The organism is Roseivirga sp., from assembly GCF_034669765.1.
In the GTDB taxonomy this organism is placed as follows: Bacteria; Bacteroidota; Bacteroidia; order Cytophagales; family Cyclobacteriaceae; genus Roseivirga.
This window is the reverse complement of sequence record NZ_JAXMOQ010000002.1, coordinates 93,624-115,374: the sequence shown is the minus strand read 5'-3', so window position 1 is coordinate 115,374 and position 21,751 is coordinate 93,624. Positions and strand designations below refer to the sequence as shown.

Annotated in this window: 15 protein-coding genes; 11 read left to right on the top strand and 4 right to left on the bottom strand. The window is 38.8% G+C overall.

Translation table 11 applies throughout. The features are described from left to right. Positions 1 to 28: 28 nt before the first annotated feature. Both VOI17_RS03505 and VOI17_RS03500 read right to left on the bottom strand, forming a co-directional pair. Positions 29 to 1,102: an efflux RND transporter periplasmic adaptor subunit gene (locus VOI17_RS03505; RefSeq protein ID WP_323755856.1), complete on the bottom strand. Its 1,074-nt coding sequence runs from the start codon at positions 1,100 to 1,102 to the stop codon at positions 29 to 31. Positions 1,103 to 1,105: 3 nt separating this feature from the next. Continuing rightward, positions 1,106 to 2,419, bottom strand: coding sequence for a TolC family protein (locus tag VOI17_RS03500; protein WP_323755855.1), 1,314 nt, complete (start codon positions 2,417 to 2,419; stop codon positions 1,106 to 1,108). A 142-nt stretch (positions 2,420 to 2,561) separates the two neighbouring features. Between VOI17_RS03500 and VOI17_RS03495 the strand changes: the two genes are divergently transcribed. The 3 genes from VOI17_RS03495 to VOI17_RS03485 all read left to right on the top strand — a co-directional run bounded on the left by VOI17_RS03495 (position 2,562) and on the right by VOI17_RS03485 (position 4,328). Next, positions 2,562 to 3,029: a hypothetical protein gene (locus VOI17_RS03495; protein ID WP_323755854.1), complete on the top strand. Its 468-nt coding sequence runs from the start codon at positions 2,562 to 2,564 to the stop codon at positions 3,027 to 3,029. Between the two features lie 181 nt (positions 3,030 to 3,210). Further along, entirely contained in the window at positions 3,211 to 3,720 is a 510-nt protein-coding gene (locus VOI17_RS03490) for a hypothetical protein (RefSeq protein WP_323755853.1), read from the top strand. Beyond that, complete coding sequence (locus VOI17_RS03485) at positions 3,720 to 4,328, top strand: hypothetical protein (RefSeq protein WP_323755852.1); 609 nt, start codon at positions 3,720 to 3,722, stop codon at positions 4,326 to 4,328. Before VOI17_RS03490 ends, VOI17_RS03485 begins: the two co-directional genes overlap by 1 nt. 14 nt (positions 4,329 to 4,342) lie before the next feature. Here the strand turns inward: VOI17_RS03485 and VOI17_RS03480 are convergent, their stop codons facing one another. Beyond that, positions 4,343 to 5,452 (bottom strand): serine hydrolase domain-containing protein, encoded by a 1,110-nt coding sequence (locus VOI17_RS03480; protein WP_323755851.1) that lies wholly within the window; start codon positions 5,450 to 5,452, stop codon positions 4,343 to 4,345. Positions 5,453 to 5,455: 3 nt separating this feature from the next. Next, on the bottom strand, positions 5,456 to 7,030 hold the full coding sequence (locus VOI17_RS03475) for a D-aminoacylase (RefSeq protein ID WP_323755850.1): 1,575 nt from the start codon (positions 7,028 to 7,030) through the stop codon (positions 5,456 to 5,458). Between the two features lie 577 nt (positions 7,031 to 7,607). On the opposite strand from VOI17_RS03475, the gene VOI17_RS03470 reads away from it, so the two are divergent. The 8 genes from VOI17_RS03470 to VOI17_RS03435 all read left to right on the top strand — a co-directional run bounded on the left by VOI17_RS03470 (position 7,608) and on the right by VOI17_RS03435 (position 21,715). Further along, complete coding sequence (locus VOI17_RS03470) at positions 7,608 to 12,893, top strand: PAS domain S-box protein (protein WP_323755849.1); 5,286 nt, start codon at positions 7,608 to 7,610, stop codon at positions 12,891 to 12,893. A 1-nt stretch (position 12,894) separates the two neighbouring features. Continuing rightward, the gene (locus VOI17_RS03465) at positions 12,895 to 13,335 is read left to right on the top strand and encodes a response regulator (RefSeq protein ID WP_323755848.1); all 441 of its coding nucleotides are present in this window, start codon (positions 12,895 to 12,897) and stop codon (positions 13,333 to 13,335) included. Positions 13,336 to 13,417: 82 nt separating this feature from the next. Further along, complete coding sequence (locus tag VOI17_RS03460; protein WP_323755847.1) at positions 13,418 to 14,839, top strand: response regulator; 1,422 nt, start codon at positions 13,418 to 13,420, stop codon at positions 14,837 to 14,839. 326 nt (positions 14,840 to 15,165) lie between these two features. After that, on the top strand, positions 15,166 to 17,685 hold the full coding sequence (locus VOI17_RS03455; RefSeq protein WP_323755846.1) for a cation-translocating P-type ATPase: 2,520 nt from the start codon (positions 15,166 to 15,168) through the stop codon (positions 17,683 to 17,685). Positions 17,686 to 17,947: 262 nt separating this feature from the next. After that, the gene (locus VOI17_RS03450; RefSeq protein ID WP_323755845.1) at positions 17,948 to 18,349 is read left to right on the top strand and encodes a response regulator; all 402 of its coding nucleotides are present in this window, start codon (positions 17,948 to 17,950) and stop codon (positions 18,347 to 18,349) included. Between the two features lie 358 nt (positions 18,350 to 18,707). Continuing rightward, positions 18,708 to 19,103 (top strand): response regulator, encoded by a 396-nt coding sequence (locus tag VOI17_RS03445; RefSeq protein WP_323755844.1) that lies wholly within the window; start codon positions 18,708 to 18,710, stop codon positions 19,101 to 19,103. 10 nt (positions 19,104 to 19,113) lie between these two features. Next, positions 19,114 to 21,165 (top strand): LruC domain-containing protein, encoded by a 2,052-nt coding sequence (locus tag VOI17_RS03440; protein WP_323755843.1) that lies wholly within the window; start codon positions 19,114 to 19,116, stop codon positions 21,163 to 21,165. Positions 21,166 to 21,343: 178 nt separating this feature from the next. Further along, complete coding sequence (locus tag VOI17_RS03435; RefSeq protein WP_323755842.1) at positions 21,344 to 21,715, top strand: VOC family protein; 372 nt, start codon at positions 21,344 to 21,346, stop codon at positions 21,713 to 21,715. Positions 21,716 to 21,751: the final 36 nt, after the last annotated feature.

The following is a 21,751-nucleotide window of genomic DNA, read 5'->3' as shown; positions in this document are numbered from 1 at the left end:
AAATTGTTTTCAATCGGGTTTAAAAGCCTTAAAAAGTAACTTTTGCTCCTTTGTACAGCTTGCCTTCGTGGCTTAGAATAAAGCGCTCGTTTTCTCCAAGTCCAGAAATCACCTCTACCTTATCGTTATAGGTTCTTCCCAATCTTAACCACCTTAGAATAGCGATTTTGTCATCCGTCACTACATAAACCCCAGTCAATTGCCCTTTCTTGATCAATGCGCTGGTTGGCAGCATGATTTGGGAGGTTTCAGTTTCCTGTGAGTTTGTTGCGAATTTCACATTCACGAACATGCCCGAACGCAATGCTTTGTCAGCTTCTTTGATAGCAATTTTCACCAAGTATTGACCACCCGTATTTTGTGCCGAAGGGCTCAACTCAATGATATTTCCTTCAAATTCTTTCTCAATGGACTTCACATAAACCATCGCTTTTGTGTCTTCCGTAATGTTTGAAATGTCAGATTCTGAAATAGAAGCCACCACTTGATAGTTCTTAGCATCTTCCAAAGCAATAAGTGGCATCCCTGGATTGGCCATCATACCTTCCTTGATAAATGAGTTGACCACAACCCCAGAGAAAGGCGCTTTGATATTGGAGTAAGCAAATTGTGCCTCCACTCCTTTTTTCATTTGTTCAGCAGCATCCACATTGGCTTTCGCCATTTCAAATCGGGTCGTCATGTCGTCCAATTCCTTCTGAGAAGCACTTCCTTTTTCAAACAATGATTTAAACCGTTGAAAGTCTGTTTCTGCATTCTTTAAACCACTTTTAGCCTGAATAATAGAAGCCTCTACTTGTGCCTTTTGGGCGATCAAATCGGCATTACTAATGTTAATGAGCGTTTGTCCTTTGTTTACTTTATCACCCACTTTTACATGAACCTTAGTCACATTCCCCATCATTCGGGTGCTTAGGTTTGCATTTTGACCTGCCTCAATTTTTCCACTGGCGGCTATATAACCTGCCGCTTCAGTAGCGCTTACTTGCGTTACTTTTACAGGCACTGAAGGAAGTTCAGTGATTTCTTTTTGTTCCGTTGTGCCACAGCCAACCGTTAGGAATGCAGCAAATGTTAGAAGTATATATTGGTATGTTTTCATCGTTTATCTAGTTAAAAACCTTAAGTATTCTTTCGTTAAGTTGTATTCAAATAGGGCTTGTAGGTGTTCCAGTTCTTTCTGAAACATTTGAGTTTCGGCCATCAACAAGTCGGCAGTTTTTTCTAAGCCTTCCATAAATCGGTCTTTTCTGATTCGGTAGGCTTCGGCTTTCTGCTCAAAGGCTTTTTGTGATAGCTCCACCTTGTTTTCCGCATCAGCCAATTGACGGTTCGTTTTGTTCAGTTCGAACTGGGCCTGTTGTGTGTAATTTTCTTTTTCGATTGTGGCTTTTTCTACCATTGCTTGGGCTTTCTGAATTTTGCCTACATTCTTGTTGCCATCGAAAATATTCCATGAAATCTGTAAGCCTACCAAATAGCCATCGGCACCAAAACCAAAAGCGTTATTGTCGTACACTTGGTAATTTCCAAAAGCATTGACTCTAGGCATTGCGCTCATTTTGTTGGACTTGAGCATTTTCTCATGCCCTAAAAGCGCCTTGTTCATGGCTATCAAATCCTTTCTGTCTTGCGATAAAAGGTTGGAAAAGTCTTCGGTTTGTAGACGGTTAGAAATAGTAGATTGCGGTTTGTATACTGTTCCGTCAATATCAGTTCCTAGCAGAGTTGCCAGTCCATCGGAAGCATTTCTAATGTTGCTTTTGGCGTATCGCAATTGGTTTTCAACTTCAATTTGTCTAACGGCCACATCCAAGACATCTGCCCTCTTTGCCATGCCCTGATCGAAGTAGTCGTTCATCAGCTTAAGCCCTTGGTCGGCAGTATGCTTTGCGCGTTCTAAAACCGATACCGCCTCATAAGCCAATTGCAATTGCATATAAGCTCTGATGGCTTCCATTTCCATGTGTTCTTGAATACGAGCAGCTTGTAATTCGTAAGCTTCAACCTGAATTTGAGCTGCTTGTCGCTGATAAACACCATCCAAATTGAGAAGCGGCTGCAATACCTGCACCTCTACCGAATAGTTTTCGATCCGATCTGGATCATTCAAACGGTTTGGGTCGAAATCCGCAGCGGTAAGCCTTTCTTGATTCAGTTTAGAACCGAAAGCCATCAGCGGATTGTTGGTCATCATCGAAGTTTGTGTAGCAGAAACGGAAGGTAGAAACAGTGCTTTCGACTGATTCAGGTCTCCCTTTGCCATGGCCGTTTGTTGCTCGGCAATTTTTGATTGAAGATTATTCTGAAGTACACGTTGTACCAGATCATCTTTTGATATAAGTCGTGTGTCTTGACTTTTGGCTGTAAAAGCCAGCAGTTGACCCGCTATGAGAAGTATTAAAACCTTTTTATTCATTACGCTTTGTCCTTATTTGGATCAAAGGTAGGTGGACACTAGATGGCAGTTGGTAACGAATGTTACACACTCCTTCGATTATGGCTTAGCATTGAAGGTTATTTAGAAGTTCCATACCTTGAGGTTTCCAAAGCCAGATTATATGAGTGAAGAAAAGCATATTGACCCAGCAAGTTTGCCGCTTTACAGAAAGGGAAAGGAGATTTTTGAGCTGGTGATGAAAATCGCTGACTTGATTCCCGATGATGATCCAAGACTTCAGCATACCAAGCAATTTATGATTCAAGATGCCATGATGTTGAGTGTGAAAGTTGCAGGCGCTTCTTCTGGCTTGGGACTTTACGATTTAAAAATGGAAGCCGCAGCAATTATCCGCAAATCTGCCAGAGATTTAATGGTTCAGAATCATGCGTTGGAAATGTTCGATTTTAAGGAGGCTCATTATTTTGATATGGTAAGGGGTTTGATCGAAGAATACCGTCTGTTGTTTATCGATTGGGTAGCCGCCTTTGATCCTTGGGATTACATCATTGACCGTTGGGGTTTATTCAATCCACCTGGCGTTGGCCCACACGACCATGATCCAGATGATGATATTCCGAGGGAATAGATACTAACCAAGAATATCATTTCAGTAAAAACGAGTAATATTACCGTTCAATACAAGGCAAAAAATCAATCAACATGCAATTTTTAAACTCATATAATTGTTAAGCCTGCGTATTTTTATTTACTATTTATAACTTGCATAAGAACCGTGTCGTTAAAAGAGAGCACTAAAAGCATTATAAATGAGACCTACTATATTTATATCATATAACAGTGGTGTTCAACAGGAAGAAACACTCGCTGTGAGATTACAGACAATTGGTGCTGTAAACGGGTTTCACACCCTACTTCCAGATAGGTTTAATCATAAATCAGTAGTAGATAGAGAGACTATAAATCGAATTCAAGAGTCTGATTATTTTCTAATATTTGCTACCTCACATCACCTCTCAAAAATTGTTGAGCAGGAAATCGAAATAGCATTTCAACATTTCAAAGACCCTTCAAAAATCATTGTCCTTTACGACCCTAAAGGATCAGACATCACTAGTTCACCTAACTCCAATAAATTAACCCATATCACTTTTAATCCTCATAATGAAACCGTTGATCTGGTAATCAAAAAAATAATTGCTGTTATCAACGTTGAGGAAAAGAGTAAAGAGAAGAAAGAACAGCAAAATGGTCTTCTTGCACTTCTTGGTATTGGATTAGGACTATGGGCTTTAGGTTCAATTATTAATGAGGACTAATGAGTCGGCCTGTTGCAATAGTTGACACTTCCTTTCTAGTTTACTGTACTCTTCTCAAGGAAGTTGATCTATTAAACAAAATCCGAATTCTGTTCGATCATATTCTATTACCAAAAGAAATAATTAAAGAGTTTACCCCTAAGGAAAATCGGCCAGAGAATAACGCTCGACATCAAATTCTTGGTCGAATCGAAATTAATCAAGGTTTTTATAGGCACTGCACATCCTTAGATCATATTATTTATAAAGAATTAATAAATGAAAAAACTATTGATGCAGGTGAAGCTGAAGTGATATCTCAATCACAGCACAGAGGAATACGATTTATCCTTATGGATGAAAAAAGAGCTTTAAAAAACCTTTCAGAAAAGTTTTCACATATTCATTTCTATAACACAATCACCATTCTCGCTGTCTTGGAACTCCAAGGTTTTTTACCAAATTATCGTGATTGCATCATCGGCCTACATTCTATTCGCAAGTTCAGTTCCAAAGACCTTAGGGATGCATTTTTAAAAGGAATGAACTATACTCAAAGAAACCTCTCAAAAAAGGAGTTAAGTGAAAAAACTAGTCTGAAAAAAATATTAAACACATCCAAAACCTAAGTACAAAAACACCTTTACTTCCCCTCCACAAACATTTCCATGAGTTCGAACTGTAAACCATTGTAGTTGAGCGGATCCATATTGCCGGTGATGGCCAATACGGTTTGGGTTGCCTTGTGAATCAGGAAATAAGTAATTCCTCCTACTGAACCACCACTGTGTCCATAGAATGTATTGCCACTTTTACGCGCATAGGTAAACCAGCCGATTCCGTAATTGGTCGATTTCCCATCGTCAGTTTTCTGCGAAGTCATAAACTCGTCAAGCGCTTCTTGTTTCAGAAACCCAGCCGTCATATGGGCCTGACCGAAAACACAGAGGTCTTCTGTAGTCCCCACAAAACCTCCCCCAGCCCATTTGTAGCTATTGTCTACATAAGGCGCGGCCACAACCTTTCCCTCTTTAAATTGATAGAACTTAGTAAGGTTGGCTGTTTTGCGATCGGCATATTCGGCCACCGTATTGTTCATTTCTAATTTATCAAACACCTGCTGTTGCATGTATTGGAGAAAATCAGAGGTTTGAAAAGAGAACTCACCCGCATTGGCGGTTTCCATGGCAGCCGAAATCAGGTTCCAGCCATAACTTGAATAAGAATAAGTAGTGCCGGGCTTGTTGATCAATGGATCATTCATAAAAATGACCAAGCCATCGGTAACGGAAGGATAGTTCTTTGTACTTAAAAATTCATTGCCTTTATAGTGACGAATTCCAGCCATATGACCACCCAATTGCCTTAAGGTAATCTCATATTTCTTTTCTGGCCAAACAGGAACGTACTTTTGAATAGGCACATCCAAATCCACTTTACCATCCTGGTAAAGCAAGGCCAAACCAGCCGCTGTCAGGGTTTTGGAAACACTTCCAATTCTAAACTTGGTTTTGGAGGGGTCGACAGGCGTTTTATTCTCTAGGTCGGAATAGCCATAGCCTTTAGAGAATACCAATTGCCCTTTTTGGGAAATGGAAATACTTAATCCCGGAACTTGAGTAGCTTCTACAAAAGCCTTTAGCTTTAAATCAGCTTGTTCTTGAAGGCTTTGGGCAGAAACACTTACCCAAAGAAAAAGCGCCAATAGCATCCAAGCTGATTTACGCCACATGGAAGTTTGAAATTGTTTCATAGTCTACTGATTTTTTCTGAGTACTCGCCCTGCCCTTTCGTTGGTCAATTCGCCTTTAACGATGGTGAGTTTCCCATTCACTATTACGTAGTCAATGCCTTCAGGGTAATGATGAGGATCTTCAAAAGTGCCTTTGTCAATTACTGTTTTGGGGTTAAAAACAGTGATATCGGCTTTCATGCCTTCTTTGATATAACCACGGTCTGTAAGTCCTAATCTATCGGCTGGCATGGAGGTCATTTTACGCAAAGCGGTTTGTAGATCAATCACGCCTTGTTCTCTAACATAGTAGCCTAAAACCCGTGGAAATGTTCCGTAGCCTCTTGGGTGCGGATGTCCAACTCCAGGTTCTAACAAAGCACCATCTGAAGCTACCATCACCATTGGATGCTGCATAATGCGTTTTACATCTTCTTCATTAATGGCATGGAAAACGCAAGAAGCTCCACCGTTCAATTGTGCTTCAATCACCAATTCAGCACCGTTTCTAAAAGTGGGTTCTAACCCTCGCTCAATCGCCCAGTCCTTTAAGGTTTTACCATTCAGTTCTGGTTTATAGCCGAAAGAAGCAAACTGCACCACATCCAACTGTGCGCCACCTCTATCAAACTCAATATTGAACATAATTTCTTCAATAATCTTCTCTTTCATTTTTGGGTCTTCTAGCCTTTTCTTTAAGGCGGAAGTTCCCCCTGCCATGGCCCAAGTGGGAATAAGCACCGAAATCCCAGTGGAACTGGCAGTATAAGGATATTGATCTGCCATAATATCTAAGCCAATGCTTCGAGCAGAGTCAATCATGGCTAAAGTTTTTACACTGGCGCCCCACATCGGTCGGCCAATGGCTTTATGGTGGGTAAGAATCACGGGGATATCAGCTTCCCTACTAATCATAATCGCTTCTTGCACGGCATCGAGCAAGCCTAAACCCTCTTCTCTCAAATGCGAAGTATAGATTCCTCCTGCTTCGCCTGCCACTTTAGACAGCGCAATCACTTCATCGACCTTAGAAAAAGAGCCAGGCACATACTTAAGCCCGGTGGAAATACCAAAAGCACCATTGTCCATGGCCTCTTGAACTCTGGCTTTCATTTCTTCAAGTTCTTCTGCTGTAGGCTCGCGGTTTTCAGTTTGCATCACAGCCCTGCGGATGGAGTTATGCCCCACCAAATAAGCAGCGTTTACCCCCAAATCATAGCCTTCTAAACTGTCCAAGTAATCCTTCATAGACGAAGGACCACGACCATCGGGACCACCCAAAACGGTGGTTACTCCTTGTTTAATGGCACTTTCGGCAGTAGGCAAACGCATAATGGCTTCTACATGGGCGTGCATATCGATAAAACCGGGCGAAACCGCCATGTCCGTAGCATCAATACGTTTGGAGGCTTTGGCCTTGCTCAAATCGCCAATTTCCACGATTTGATCTCCGTTAATTCCGATATCGGTGACTTGTGCTTCGTTGGTACTGCCATCATAGACTGTTCCGTTTTCAATAATGATATCGTAAGATGCTGGGGAGCCGCAGGATACGGCAAAGCAAAAAATGAGTGCTGTAAAAAGTAGTTTCTTGATCATAGACTTAAAGTTGAAAAAGGAAGATAGTCAACTTATATGATATATGTCCAGCCCTTGTGTGTTGTATGGCGAATACCATCAACTACCCCACAATAAAATAGCATCATTAAAGCACAGTAACTATGTAGAAGTAGACGATGCAAGCCCCCCGAAAATCTACTGGATCAGGATGGCTTTTAGCGATAGTTTTGTGATTATTGCGTTACTTCACTAACAATCTGATTGATCGGCAGTTTACTACCAACAGTTGTACATTAATAATATTTTATTTATCATATATATCTTCATGGCTAGGAAAGCCCATCAATTTTGATGTACTTAATTGTAAGATGGGACGATGAGCGAATAGAAAAGTTAATACTTTCTTCCTGAAGGTTTTTAGTCTCATACCTTATAGAAAAACAAGAATATTCTGCAAAAAATAATATTCATTTAAGCACTTTTATTAAGAATTAAAGTGATTAAAAAACAATGAATGTTTTAATCAAGGCTCACTTAACTGGGTTTTATAGTCTTCAAAAATTAACTTTTTATTGCTTTTTGTTTCAACCAACATGCTAAAAAATCAACGCTGATCATGAAGCAACCTCATTTATCAAATCTCTTTTTAAACCAAAGCAAAGGTCATATTTGGGTGATTAACCTTGACTTACAGTTAATATATGCAAATAAAGCATACCTAGATTTCGTGTATGAAATAACAGGAAAGCAAAAGAAGATTAACGAGTCAATATTTTTTGAAGGCGATAGTAAAAGTGATATTAAAAAATGGACCACTTATTACAAGAGGGCATTTAAAGGAGAGTATTTTGAAATAGAAGAACATTTCCATGATCAAAAATCAAATGAAACTAAATACCGTCAAGTTACTTTCGAACCGTTAACGGGAGACGATGGTAAATTTTTCGCTATTGCATGCCAATCCAAAGAAATTTCTCAAAACATCAAGCAAAGATCTGAAGCGAAGCAATTGATCGATTCCTCCTTAGATGTTTTTTGCACCATTAATGAAAAAGGAGATTTTGTATATGTAAGTGCTGCTGCTGAGCAGCTTTGGGGATATTCACCTGAAGAGCTAATAGGCAAAAGTTACCTAGATTTTGTTTTGGAAGAAGATTTAGCCAAAACTCTTGAAGTTGCAGAGACTATTCTTAGTGGACAAGACACCCGATCTTTCTCGAATCGCTATAGGAAAAAGGATGGAGGCATTGCTTATAATTTGTGGTCGTCAAGGTGGGATAAAAGTACCAGGTTGCATTACTCTGTTGCCAGAGATGGCAAAGAGAAAATTGAGCAAGAACAAGAAACTCAACTAAGTCAAAAAAGATTCGAGTCCTTGGTTGAGAATAGCATGGATTGCATCATTATTATCTCACCAGAAGGTAATACCACCTATGTATCGGGGTCGATTAAAAAAATTCTTGGCTATTCTCCAACTGAATTAATGGAAATGGACTTTAGTGAATTAGTTCATCCTGAAGATTTACCTAGTGCGGAAAATGCTTTGTTGCTCTGCATGCAACATCCCGGAGTTCCTATGAAAGGTTATACTTCGCGAGTAAAGCATAAGAATGGTTCTTGGCGATGGATTGAACCCGTAATCACCAATTTGCTTCATGATCCTGCTGTTATGGGTATTGTGGATAATTTCAGGGACATCACGGAGCAGGTAGAGGAGCAAGAAAGGCTCAAATTACTTGAAAGCGTTATTACAAATACAAAGGATGCCGTTTTAATAACCGAAGCGGAACGATTAGACGCACCCGGGCCCAAAATCATTTATGTTAATGAAGCTTTTACTAAGATGACAGGCTATGAAGCGAAAGAAATCATCGGTAAATCGCCAAGAATACTGCAAGGTCCTAATTCTAATAAAGAAGAGCTGGCCAAACTAGGCCGTGCACTTAGAAATGGGGAACCCTATGAAGTAACCACCATCAACTACAAAAAGAGTGGAGAAGAATTCTGGATAAATTTTACCGTGACACCCGTGGCCAACGAAAAAGGCTGGCACACACACATGGTTGCTATTGAAAGAGATGTAACTGAACAAAAAAACAGAGAGCTAGAAAAAGACCTCATCAATACCATAAGTAATATTTTCCACCAAAGCATCGACAATAACTTGAGCTCATGCCTATCAAATCTTTGCGAACATATTACGAAGTTCGGTGATTTTGACCTCGCAGAAGTATGGTTGCCTGCTATTGACACTAAAAGTATTAATCGTGTAGCTAATTACGCTAAAGGCAAAGCCGGAAATCTATTTCACAAGGCAACCAAGCAGGTAGCTTCTTGTAGCCTAGGAGAAGGGCTACCAGGTAATGTTTGGGAAAACAAATCGATAGAGATTTGGGGAAATATTGAAGGGGAATGGCTTTCACAAAGAAAATTGGCGGCTAAGAAAGCTGGCATTCAAGTGATGATTGGAGTGCCTTTGATACATAAAGATGAGGTGATCGGTGTACTTTTACTAGGGACTATAAAAACCAAACCAGCCCTAGTTCAATATATTGAGTTATTTAAAAAACTAGAATCAACGATTGGTAGTGAACTGAGTCGAAAGAAAATTGAGATAGAACTAGCACAAATTTTTGATTTTACACCAGATTTGATTTGCATGGCAGGCTTTGATGGTTATATCAAACGGATCAATCCAGCTGGCTTAGCATTGCTAGGCTATTCCTTAGAGGAAATACGCTCAAGACCTATCAGTTCATTTTTATATGAGCACGATCGGCCATTGACACTTGACACTCAAACAAAGCTCTATAAGGGTGAAAACTTACGAGATTTTGAAAATCGTTATGTTACAAAACAAGGTGAAATAATTTGGCTAAGCTGGACTGCAACTTCAACACCCGACCAGGAGATAGTTTATGCCGTTGCCAAAGACATTACAAAAGAAAAGAACCTAAGAGAATTAAATCGTGAGGTTGGCAAGTTGGCTAAAATTGGAAGTTGGGAAGTTAATTTAGTAAATAACACTGTCTTTTGGTCAGACGAAATTCACCAAATCTATGGTACAGACCCACATTCATTTGTACCAAATGTGGAACTCTCCATAAATTTTTATAGAGAGGATTTTCGCGATTTGGCTCGATCAAGTTTCGAGAAATGTATTATAACTCAGGAACCATATTCTATTGAAGCTGTCATAGTCAATTGTAGTAAGAAAGAAGTTTGGGTGCGTACCACCGCGAAAGCAGAATATATAAATGGTGTATGTACAAGAGTTTATGGCAGTTTTCAAGATATAGACGACCGCAAACAATCCGAAATTAGGCTTCAATTCTTGGCAAGCAACTTACCTGGTGTAATATTTCAGTATCTCATTTATCCAGATGGAACCGACAATTCAAAACATGTATCAGAAGGGTCAGAATCAGTTTGGGGCTTTTCTAAAGAAGAAGTAATTCAAAACAATCAATTGGTTTGGGATGGCATTAAAGCTGGAGGTGAGTTTGAAAAAGTTCAAAAGAGTATCTCTGATGCTATAGCATTTAAAGCAAAATGGACATGTAGGTTTAATTATGTGATGCCTTCAGGCGAACTTCGCATACATTTGGGTAAAGGAACCCCGAGTTTCTTAACAGATGGCACTATTTTATTCAACTCAATTATACTTGATATCACTCAAGAGGCTCAAAACGAGGAGTTACTAAATCAAACTGCCCAAATTGCCAGAATAGGCAGTTGGGAGATGGATTTAATCAACCAAAAGGACGATAACATGTACTGGTCTCCAATGTTACGTGAAATAGTCGAAGTGAATAGTGACTACAACCCTACACTAACTGGTGGCATAGAATTTCATATCGGAGAAAGTAAAGAACGAATACGAAAAGCATTAGACCTTTTAATTAACGAGGGGACTGAGTTTGATGAAGAGATACTTCTGCTCACGGCTAAAGGAAATGAGCGATGGAGTCGGGCCATTGGTAAAAGTGAGATTGTAAATAACAAGGTCACCAAAATTTACGGTAGTTATCAAGATATTCACCAGCAAAAAATAGCAAATGAAAACCTTAAAAAAGCATTCAATGAAAAAAACATAATTTTAGAAAGCATAGGTGATGCATTCTTTGCAGTGGATACCGAATGGACAGTTACCTATTGGAACAAAGAGGCCGAATCCTTATTGGGCTTGAAGCGGGAGGAAATTGTCGAAAAACACCTTTGGGAGGTTTTTGCAGATGCTATTGATTCAGATTTCTATCGTGAATACCACAAAGCCATGAGTACCGGTGAGGTAATTTACTTTGAAGAATATTATCAAACACAAAACAAATGGTTTGACGTTTCGGTGTATCCTAGTTTAGAGGGACTTTCCATCTATTTTAAAGATATTACAGCAAAAAAGAAATCAGAACATGAGCGCAAGAGGCTACAAACTACACTAGAAAGCAGCCTGAATGAAATTTACATATTCGATGCAAACACGCTACTATTTAGCTACGTCAACAAAGGTGCGCTGCTTAATCTGGGTTATTCAGAACAAGAAATAAAAGCTTTGACCCCCCTAGATTTAAAGCCTGATCACACAAAATCTTCCTTTAAGGAACTTCTTACTCCCCTATTGAGCAATGAAAGGGACAAAATTGTATTTTTCACTAATCACAAACGAAAAGACGAAAGCCTTTACCCAGTAGAAGTCCACTTACAACTAGTAGCAGAAGATGACAATAAAAGATTTCTAGCAGTAATACTGGACATTACAGAACGCAAAAAAGCAGAGGAAAGCATTCTCCAAGCAAACGAACGATTCGAAAAAGTAACCGAGGCAACAAAGGATGTAATTTGGGATTGGGATATTAAGAACAATACCTTTTATCGCTCTGATGCCATTGAGAATTTTTTTGGTAAACAAGCCTCAAAATTTTTGAATAGAGAGAGCTTCTGGAAAGATAGTTTTCATCCTGATGACTTAGACCAAATTCAAAAAAGTATCGAAGTAGCAATCGCTGACCCTTTATGCACTCGATGGAAACAAGAATACAGGTTATTTAACGAAGATAGAAACTTACTATATGTTATAGACCAAGGCATAATTATTAGAAATATTGCAGGGAAGGCTACTCGAATGGTGGGTGCTATGACTGATATTACTGAGCAAAAACATATGGAGCTGCAATTAAGTGAGCTTAATAAATCACTAAAGCAATATACGCTTGAACTCGAACGCTCAAACGAAGAACTGGAGCAGTTTGCTTTTGTGGCATCTCATGACCTTCAAGAACCCCTGAGGATGGTTTCTAGCTTTATGGATCTTCTGCAATTAAAATATGGAGATCAACTTGACGAAAAGGGACATCAGTATATTCATTTTGCAACAGATGGTGCAAAAAGAATGAAACAAATTATCCTTGACCTATTAGAGTATTCAAGAGCAACTAGACCGAGTGAAGGTATAGAGGAAGTAGATATGAATGCTGTTCTATCTGACTTTAAGCAGCTGAGAAGACAACTAATTACAGAAAAATCTGCCAAAATAAAATCTAATAAACTGCCGACACTCAACACCTATAAAGCAGCGATTACGCAAATTCTGCATTGTCTAATAGATAATGCGCTCAAGTATTCCAAAGAAGATACCCCACCAATAATTGAGATTAAGGCCATCGAAAAAGATTCAGAATGGAAGTTTTCAATTAAAGACAATGGGATAGGAATTGAGCCACAGTTCTATGAAAAAATATTCATTATTTTTCAAAGACTACATAATAAGGATAAGTATTCAGGAACAGGCATTGGTCTTTCTATTGCAAAAAGGCACGTTGAATTTCTAGGAGGCCGTATTTGGTTAGAATCTGTAAACGGAGAAGGCTCTGTGTTTTATTTCACAATTCCCAAAACTAAATAACATGGAAAATAATAAAAATAATCTTGCTCACATACTATTGGTAGAAGACAATGAAGGAGACATTTTACTCACTCAAGAAGCTTTTGAAACATGTAAAGTAAAGACACAAATAAGCATTGCTAAAAATGGTCAAGAAGCACTCGATTTTCTGTTTAAAAGAGGAGAATATGTCAATGCCAAAAAGCCCGACCTTATTCTTTTAGATATTAATTTACCCATATTCAATGGTCATGAGGTTTTGAAGCTAATCAAAGCAGACTCCATGCTCAAAAAAATTCCAGTAATTATGCTCACCACATCATCCAGTCAAAAAGACCTAGATGATGCCTATGAAAATCACTGCAACAGCTATGTTAAAAAGCCACTCGAAATCAACGAGTTTTTAGAAGCCATACTAAAGATTGAGGAGTTTTGGTTGCAGCTAACAACACTGTCTGCGTAATTAACATAATTGATTTCTACTCCAAGAACTGGATGTGAGATTTTGCAAGACAGAAAAATAAATGACATAAGCGAGAAGCAGCATGCAAAAAGATAATAAGAAATATTCAATTCTTATCGTAGAGGATAACCCCGGGGATGTAGTGTTGATTTCTGATTATTTGGAAGAGGAGATAGCCATACCCAAGCTTGAAGTGGCTGAAAATTATGCTCAGTCGCGTGAGTTTCTACTCAATGAAAAATACCGTTTCGATGTTATTCTTCTCGACTTATCTCTGCCAGACTCTTCAGGTGAAGCGCTCGTTGAAGAAATTATTAGAATTTCCAAGAATGCACTAGTAATCGTACTAACAGGTTATTCCAATTTAGATTTCGGCAAGAAATGTTTATCCCTCGGTGCCTCTGACTATTTACTTAAAGACAGCCTGAGCCCAACCATTCTATATAAAAGTATTATCTACGCCATAGAGCGAAACGGGTATCTCAATCAACTTAAAGACTCACAAAGAAGATATTTTGACTTATTCAAATTAAGTCCACAGCCCATGTGGGTATGCGATACGGAAAGCTTAAAGTTTCTCCATGTGAACAACGCAGCTGTTGAATTATATGGCTATAGTAAGGATGAACTTTTGGAAATGTCTATTCCTGATATAATTCCTGACCATCAACCTTCTAATTACCATACCAATGAAACGTCAAAAGTGTTGCGCCAAACTGTTCATCTTAAGAAGAATGGAGACAAAATTATAGTAGATGAAAGAAGTAATAACATTGACTTTAATGGTGAAAAGGCCAGAGTTGTACTTGCCATCGACATTACAGAAAATAGAAAATTACAGGAGAAGCTACAGCTTAATACCTATTTAGTTGAAAACCGTGAACGAAAAAGGATTTCCAGTACACTTCATGAAGGCTTACAACAAACAATTTTGGCTTCTTACATGCGTTTTGAGTTTATCAAAAATAACATATCAAAAATTCATGAGGCGAAATACACTAGTCGCTTTACAGAAGCGGTTACCTATTTAAAAGAAGCAATAAATCAAACACGTAACCTTGCACATACAATTGTCCCCGTTCAAATTGAAGAAGAAGGAATTGTCTTTGCTATTAACGATTTAATAAGCAAAAACAGCAATCTCAATGTTCACTATGATTTTGTTGAGAATATTGGTGATCAAAAACTACCCATTAACCTCGAGGTTTTGTTGTACCGCATAGCTCAAGAAGGAACCAATAATATCATTAAGTATGCTAAGGCATCCAGTGTGCAGTATCATCTAATGAAGAATGAAGTATCTGTCAGTCTTAAAATTGTTGATGACGGGATAGGTTTTGATCCCATAACAATTATAAATAAAACCAGCTATGGTCTACAGTCTATAAAAGGAAGAGTCGAGTCCCTTGCTGGTAATTTTCAAATAAAGTCTGAATTGGGGAAAGGGTCAAGTATAGAGGCAACCCTTCCTTTGTCATCAGGAATCAGCCTGACAAATGATTGATTATTTTTATTAAAAGAAATTCAAAATTAAAGTAGCCCAACTGTAAGCAAAGGGTAGTGAATAAGTGTGTGAAGTGTTAAGTCCACTACCCAAGCCCCGACATTCTCATGTCGGGGTTCTTTTTTTAAAGCTTTGTCAAAGAAGTTGAATTTTAATTAGTGCCCGAAATCAACAACACTACAATGCATGTTATTAACTGTCAGTATTCAGTTTACAAAGAAACATTTACATTTGAGCATTAGAATATAATGGCTCTTTTTGCTTCATTACACAACGTAAGCAGCAACCCTAACAACTATCCCATATTACTTAACTAATCCTTCACAATGCCATCAAACAATTTCAACATTAATGGATTGACAGCTGAGGAGGTAAGCCAAGCCAGGAAGAATTTTGGGGAGAATACATTGGAATACAAACAAGAAAACAATGTAGTGGATGCCATTAAAAAATTGGTGAAAGAACCCATGGTTGCCCTCCTATTTACGGCATCCCTCATTTATTTGATTAGTGGAAAAACTGGTGATGCGATATTTCTTGCCTCTGCCATCATTCTAGTTTCCGTGATTTCTCTATTTCAGGATTCAAGAAGTAGAAATGCATTACAAAAGCTAAAGAAGCTCTCGCAACCCCATTGTAAAGTCATCAGAAATGGAGAAATAATAGAAATTGAAAGCGAAGACCTGGTGGTGGGCGATAGTTTGATGGTAGAAGAAGGAACTTCGATTACGGCTGATGGAATCATCGTTCACTCCAATGATTTCTCTGTCAATGAATCCATCCTTACTGGAGAATCGCTGTCCGTTTTCAAAGACAAAGACAAAGCTGACAACCTGATTTTTAAAGGAACAACAGTGGCCAGCGGTTTAGCCATTGCTACCATTACCAACATTGGCAACGATACCAAATTAGGTAAAATAGGCAAAAGCCTAGAAAGCATAAAAGAAGAAAAAACTCCTCTGGAATTGCAGATAACGAATTTTGTGAAAACAATGGTTATTGCCGGAGCAATCGTTTTTATGGTGGTGTGGGCCATCAATTACTTTCTTTCCTACGACTTACTAGACAGCCTACTGAAAGCCCTAACATTAGCCATGAGTATTTTACCAGAAGAGATTCCAATGGCCTTTACCACCTTTATGGCCATTGGTGCTTGGCGACTGATGAGAATGGGGATTGTGGTAAAGCAGATGAAAACGGTTGAAACATTAGGCAGTGCTACTGTCATCTGCACCGACAAAACGGGGACCATTACCGAAAATAAAATGAGTTTGGCAAAGGTATTCACGCTGAATTCACAAAGAATCTTGGCTCCTGAAGATGCCAATGAGGATGAAAAAGCATTAATTAAAATAGCGATGTGGGCGAGCGAGCCTATTCCCTTTGACGCCATGGAAGTATCATTGCACCATGCATACGAAGACCTACATGAAGAAGATGATCGTCCAAACTTTAAGTTAGTTCATGAATACCCATTAGGTGGAAAGCCACCTATGATGACCCATATTTTTGAAAACAGCTCGGGCAAAAGAATTGTAGCGGCCAAAGGAGCTCCAGAAGCATTAATGGCCGTATCTAATTTGACAGCAGATGAAAAGAGTCAAATTGAAAAAGCCATTCAAGCCATTACCAGCGAAGGTTACAGAGTATTAGGGGTGGGCCAAAGTGATTTTGCAGGGAATAATTACCCCAAAACCCAACAGGAGTTCAGGTTCAGCTTTAAAGGAATTGTGGCCTTTTATGACCCTCCAAAAAAGAACATCAATAAAGTATTTGAAGACTTTTACAAAGCTGGAATTTCAGTAAAGATCATTACTGGTGACAATGCGGCCACCACCACCGCCATTGCAGAGAAAGTTGCATTTAGGGGCTTTGAACAAAGCATTACTGGTGATGAACTGATGAAGCTTACGGACAAAGAATTGCAAGAAAGCGTAATGAATACCAATGTGTTTTGTCGAATGTTTCCCGAAGCAAAACTAAGGATTATCAATGCCTTGAAAACCAATAATCAGATTGTAGCCATGACAGGTGATGGCGTAAATGATGGGCCAGCTTTGAAGGCAGCGCACATCGGCATTGCCATGGGGAATAAAGGGACAGAAATTGCCAAACAAGCAGCTTCACTCATATTAATAGAAGACGATTTATCAAAAATGGTGAATGCTGTGGCCATGGGTAGGAAAATCTATACCAATCTAAAAAAAGCAATTCAATACGTTATATCTATTCACATTCCGATTATCCTCACGGTTTTTATTCCACTGGCTTTAGGATGGATATATCCGAATATTCTTTCTCCAGTGCACATCATATTTTTAGAATTAATCATGGGCCCCACCTGCTCTATTATATTTGAAAATGAGCCGATGGAAAAAAATACCATGTCTCAAAAACCACGACCCTTCACTACTACTTTCTTTAGTTGGAAAGAACTTACGACAAGTATTATTCAAGGATTGGCAATTACAGTAGGTACTTTGGCAGTCTATCAATATTCCGTTTATATGTCATTTGACGAAGCACTCACCAGAACCATGGTGTTTACTGTGTTAATAGCCGCAAACATCTTTTTAACACTGGTAAATCGATCTTTTTACTATTCCATTTTATCCACTTTGAGATACAAAAACAACTTAGTTCTGCTCATCATCTCCATCACAGTAGCCATCACTGGATTGATACTCTTTGTACCTTCTTTGAGTAGTTTCTTTGGGTTTAAGTCCCTTAGTTTTTCTCAGTTGGCCATCTGCATTGGAATAGGTTTTATATCCGTAATCTGGTACGAGTTGGTAAAAATAAAAGCAAGGTTAAAAAGGAATACTCCCAGCATTGCAACCCAGTAGTACTTTACATCCGCCCTAGTTGGTTTTCTTCACCACCAAATCAACCACTCTTATACTAAAAGCCACACTAGAATAATAAAAAACAAAAAGCGATGGGTTAAAAACTTTATTAACGTATTTTTGTGCCATACTAAAGTTAAATTTGTTTTCGTTACCAAGATACTAAGGGCTTCAGAACACTAGCCCAAAAACACCCAAAACACTTTGTGCTGTACTTCAAATAGGAATTTATCCCCTTTCCAAAATTTGGATACTTATTAAGATGCAGAACAACAACATATTTATCACGGTTGACGATGACCCTATCAACCAATTTCTCTCAAAAGTTATCATCACTAAGAATGTGAATAATGCTGAAGTGCATCCCTTTAGCAATGTTCAAGAGGCAATAGGTTTTATTACTGATGGAAGTGCTCATTTTCATAAAATCATTCTGCTCCTCGATATTAACATGCCTCTATTTGATGGCTGGGATTTCTTAGATCAATTCGATTGCTTCGACATTGAACTCAAGAAGAAGTTCGACATTTATTTATTATCCTCCTCCACTGATAAGGCTGACTATAACAAAGCTAAATTTTATCCTTCGGTAGTTGATTTTATAGTAAAGCCACTGACAATCAATTCTTTGGATATTGTTTTTGAACGATTGAAGGCTGCGTAAAACTGAAAAATGGTAGCCAAATCGTACTCCAATAATCAAGTAAATTATAAATATAAACGTGTGTGGTATTCTACCTTCAGGTCTCGACATTCTTATGTCGAGGTTATTTTTTGCTCAAACGATGTATAAGTAGCTAAATACCAATTTCTGACTTAAGGCATTCCGCCTCTGTATTGTTAAAAACTTACGTTCAACCCACTTTTTACTGAGTTTAAATACAGACTTAAGCATTTCACCTGATTCTTTATCGTCAGTTTAATTCCCATTATCGAAGAAAAGAGCCCATTCGTCTTTTCTGTCCAAATAGCGCATTTTCACCTCCTACTTTTGACTCAAGAAAACGAAAAAAATACGCAAAATGGAAAACATATTAATCGTAGAGAGCAACACAATGATGAGATTATTCTTGGCCAATTACCTAGGGGACAATCATTTTGTTAAAGCTGTTAAATCTCCAGCAGAAGCTCTAGAGTGGCTAGAAGGGAACGATGCAGCATTAATATTAGCGGATTATCAAACCAAAAACTCTCAAGAGTATCAGGACCTCAGCCAGCTAAAAAGGCAAGCCGACTTATACACTATGCCAATGATCATTCTAACCGACAATGACAAGAGTGAACAAAGAATTCACGCTTTAGAACTTGGTGTTAGCGATTCAATCAGCAAGCCTTTCAGCCCTATAGAACTAAGTTTAAGAGTAAACGTGGCCCTTAAACCTGGCCAGCTAAGAACTCGCTTACAAAAAGTAGCCTAAACAAAAAAACATGAAAAAGCTAACTACATTACTTACCCTGATACTAATCATGGGCTGTGTTAAAGAGCCAGATTTTGACCAAACAATAGCAGAGCCAGTAGAAACATCTGAATTTGCTGACTTCGATTTCACAAGTGTAACATCTACCGAAATCAACCTTACTTTTAAGGATGCACAAAGTACTCCTTTAAAAGGAATCAAAATTCAGCTTTTAGATCCACTAACAAATCAAGTGTTGGTCACTGGATTTACGAACACAAGCGGGATCTTGAGTCAGAAAGTAGCATTGGCCAACCATTTAACTGAATTGATGATGGAAGCTCAATACATTGGAATTCCGAATAGCATTTCTATTCCAATCCTTTCAAATTCGGTTACCTTAAATTACAATGGATCAATTGATCCATCACAAGTAATTAACAACACTTCGTCTGAAGCCAATAGCGCTACCATAGGTTACGCAGCGGCAGGAACTACATTTAGCAATAATTCCACTACCATTGTATACATGGGCGGTTATAACTCAGCCGGAGTACCTGATTATTTAGAATCGGAACGCGATATCGTTTCCGCTTCGATTTTAGAATACATTAATGCTTCGTTACCAGAAAGTTTACCTGTACCCGATTATCATCCAACGTATTTGGCCAATGGAAAGAAAACGACCTTGGACATTGTGGAAACCGCAGATGTTTGGTTGACTTTTGTGCACGAAGGAGCGGGATGGAGAAACGCCATTGGTTTTTACACCTACCCTACCAACACTCCACCACAGACATTAAATGATGTACAACAAATCAACATTGCCTTCCCTAACCTATCATTTGCTGGTAGTGGCGGTGGACTAATCACTGGAGACAAAATCAATATTGGCCGCTTCGAACCTGGAACTTCTGTGGGTGTAGTACTATTGGCCGATGGTTGGAACGGCAGCAACTCAGAAGACTATAATCATGTGGTGTTTGCCGATAAGAACTTAAACCCTGAACCTGACGACAATCTAAAGCAACATAACGTTTTGCTTTGGGACGAAGAAAACGAACTCTTTTTACTCGGCTTTGAAGATATTAGAAGAGACGACATTCCTTTTAAATGTGATCAGGACTTCAATGATGCCATTCTATTTGTATCCTCAAACCCAGTAAAAGCCATTAGCACCGCCAATGTAAGTCCTATCGACAAGCCAGGCGTTTTAGACACTGATGGTGACGGCATCAACGATGCTTTGGACGAATACCCGAACGATGGTACAAAAGCTTACGACAGCTACTACCCTTCTTCGACTACTTATGGTACTTTCGCTTTTGAAGACAATTGGCCAAATATGGGCGACTATGACTTTAACGATTTGGTAGTAGACTATCAGTTCAAACATATAATGAATGCCGATAACAAAGTAGTAGAAATGGCACCAAAATTCATGGTGAGAGCCGCAGGAGCAGGTTATAGAAATGGCTTTGGGTTTTCGATAGACCTTACTCCAAGTGATATTTTAAGCATCCAGGGTAATGTTTTGAATACTGGAATTATTAAAACCAACGCCAACGGAACAGAAGCAAATCAGCGGAAAGCAGTGTTTATTGTTTCGGACAACGTACACGACCTTTTCGCTAAAAGTGGTTTTATTAATACACGTAAAGAAGACGGCTATGCTGATCCTTCAATTGTGAAAATGACGATTAAACTAAATAGCCCCAAAGCAATCGAAGACTTAGGTTCAGTGCCCTATAATCCCTTTATTATTATTTCTCAGAACAGGGGAAGGGAAGCGCACCTACCAGGCTACTTGCCAACAGATTTAGTGGACGAAAGCTTTTTTGGAACGGAAGATGATGATTCTGATCCATCGCAAGGAGACTATTATAAGTCGAAAACAAGCTTACCTTGGGGGATTAGTTTGCCAGAAAGCTTCGTTTACCCTGAAGAAAATATTGACATAAGAAAAGGACATTTAAGATTTAATGATTGGGCAAAAAGTAGTGGCTATAGCTATATGGATTGGTACAGAGGTATAGATGGATACAGAGAAGTTGGAAAACTGTACACTAAGGGTAGTGACTAAGTGTGTGTGAAGTGTTAAGTCCACTACCCAGGCCCCGGCATGAAAATGTCGGGGTTCTTTTTTATGTCCGGATAGTAAAAGCCTGATCGGTACTCTAAACTTCGAATTGTGCACAGCATAATACGTTGAGTCCTTGCAATAAAATTCCTATCTTCATTTCGAAACAAAACCCACAACTATGAAACTTGGCGCATTCTCCATTAGCCTTAGTGTAAAAGACCTAAAGGCTTCCAAAGATTTTTATGAAGCCCTTGGCTTTGCTGTATTTGCGGGAGATATGGAGAAAAATTACCTGATCATGAAAAATGGCAATGCATTGGTGGGGCTTTTTCATGGCATGTTCCCTAATAACATTCTCACCTTTAACCCAGGTTGGGATGAAAACGCTCAAAAACTCAAATCCTACGATGATGTACGCGACATACAAAAGGAATTGAAAAGCAAAGGCATAGCACTTCAAAGCGCAGCAGACGAAAGTACTTCTGGCCCTGCCAGCATGGTAGTAATGGATCCAGATGGCAATGCTGTGTTGATAGATCAGCATGTTTAGGGAGTTTCCTCTAACCTCAGCCAGTAGTAATAAATG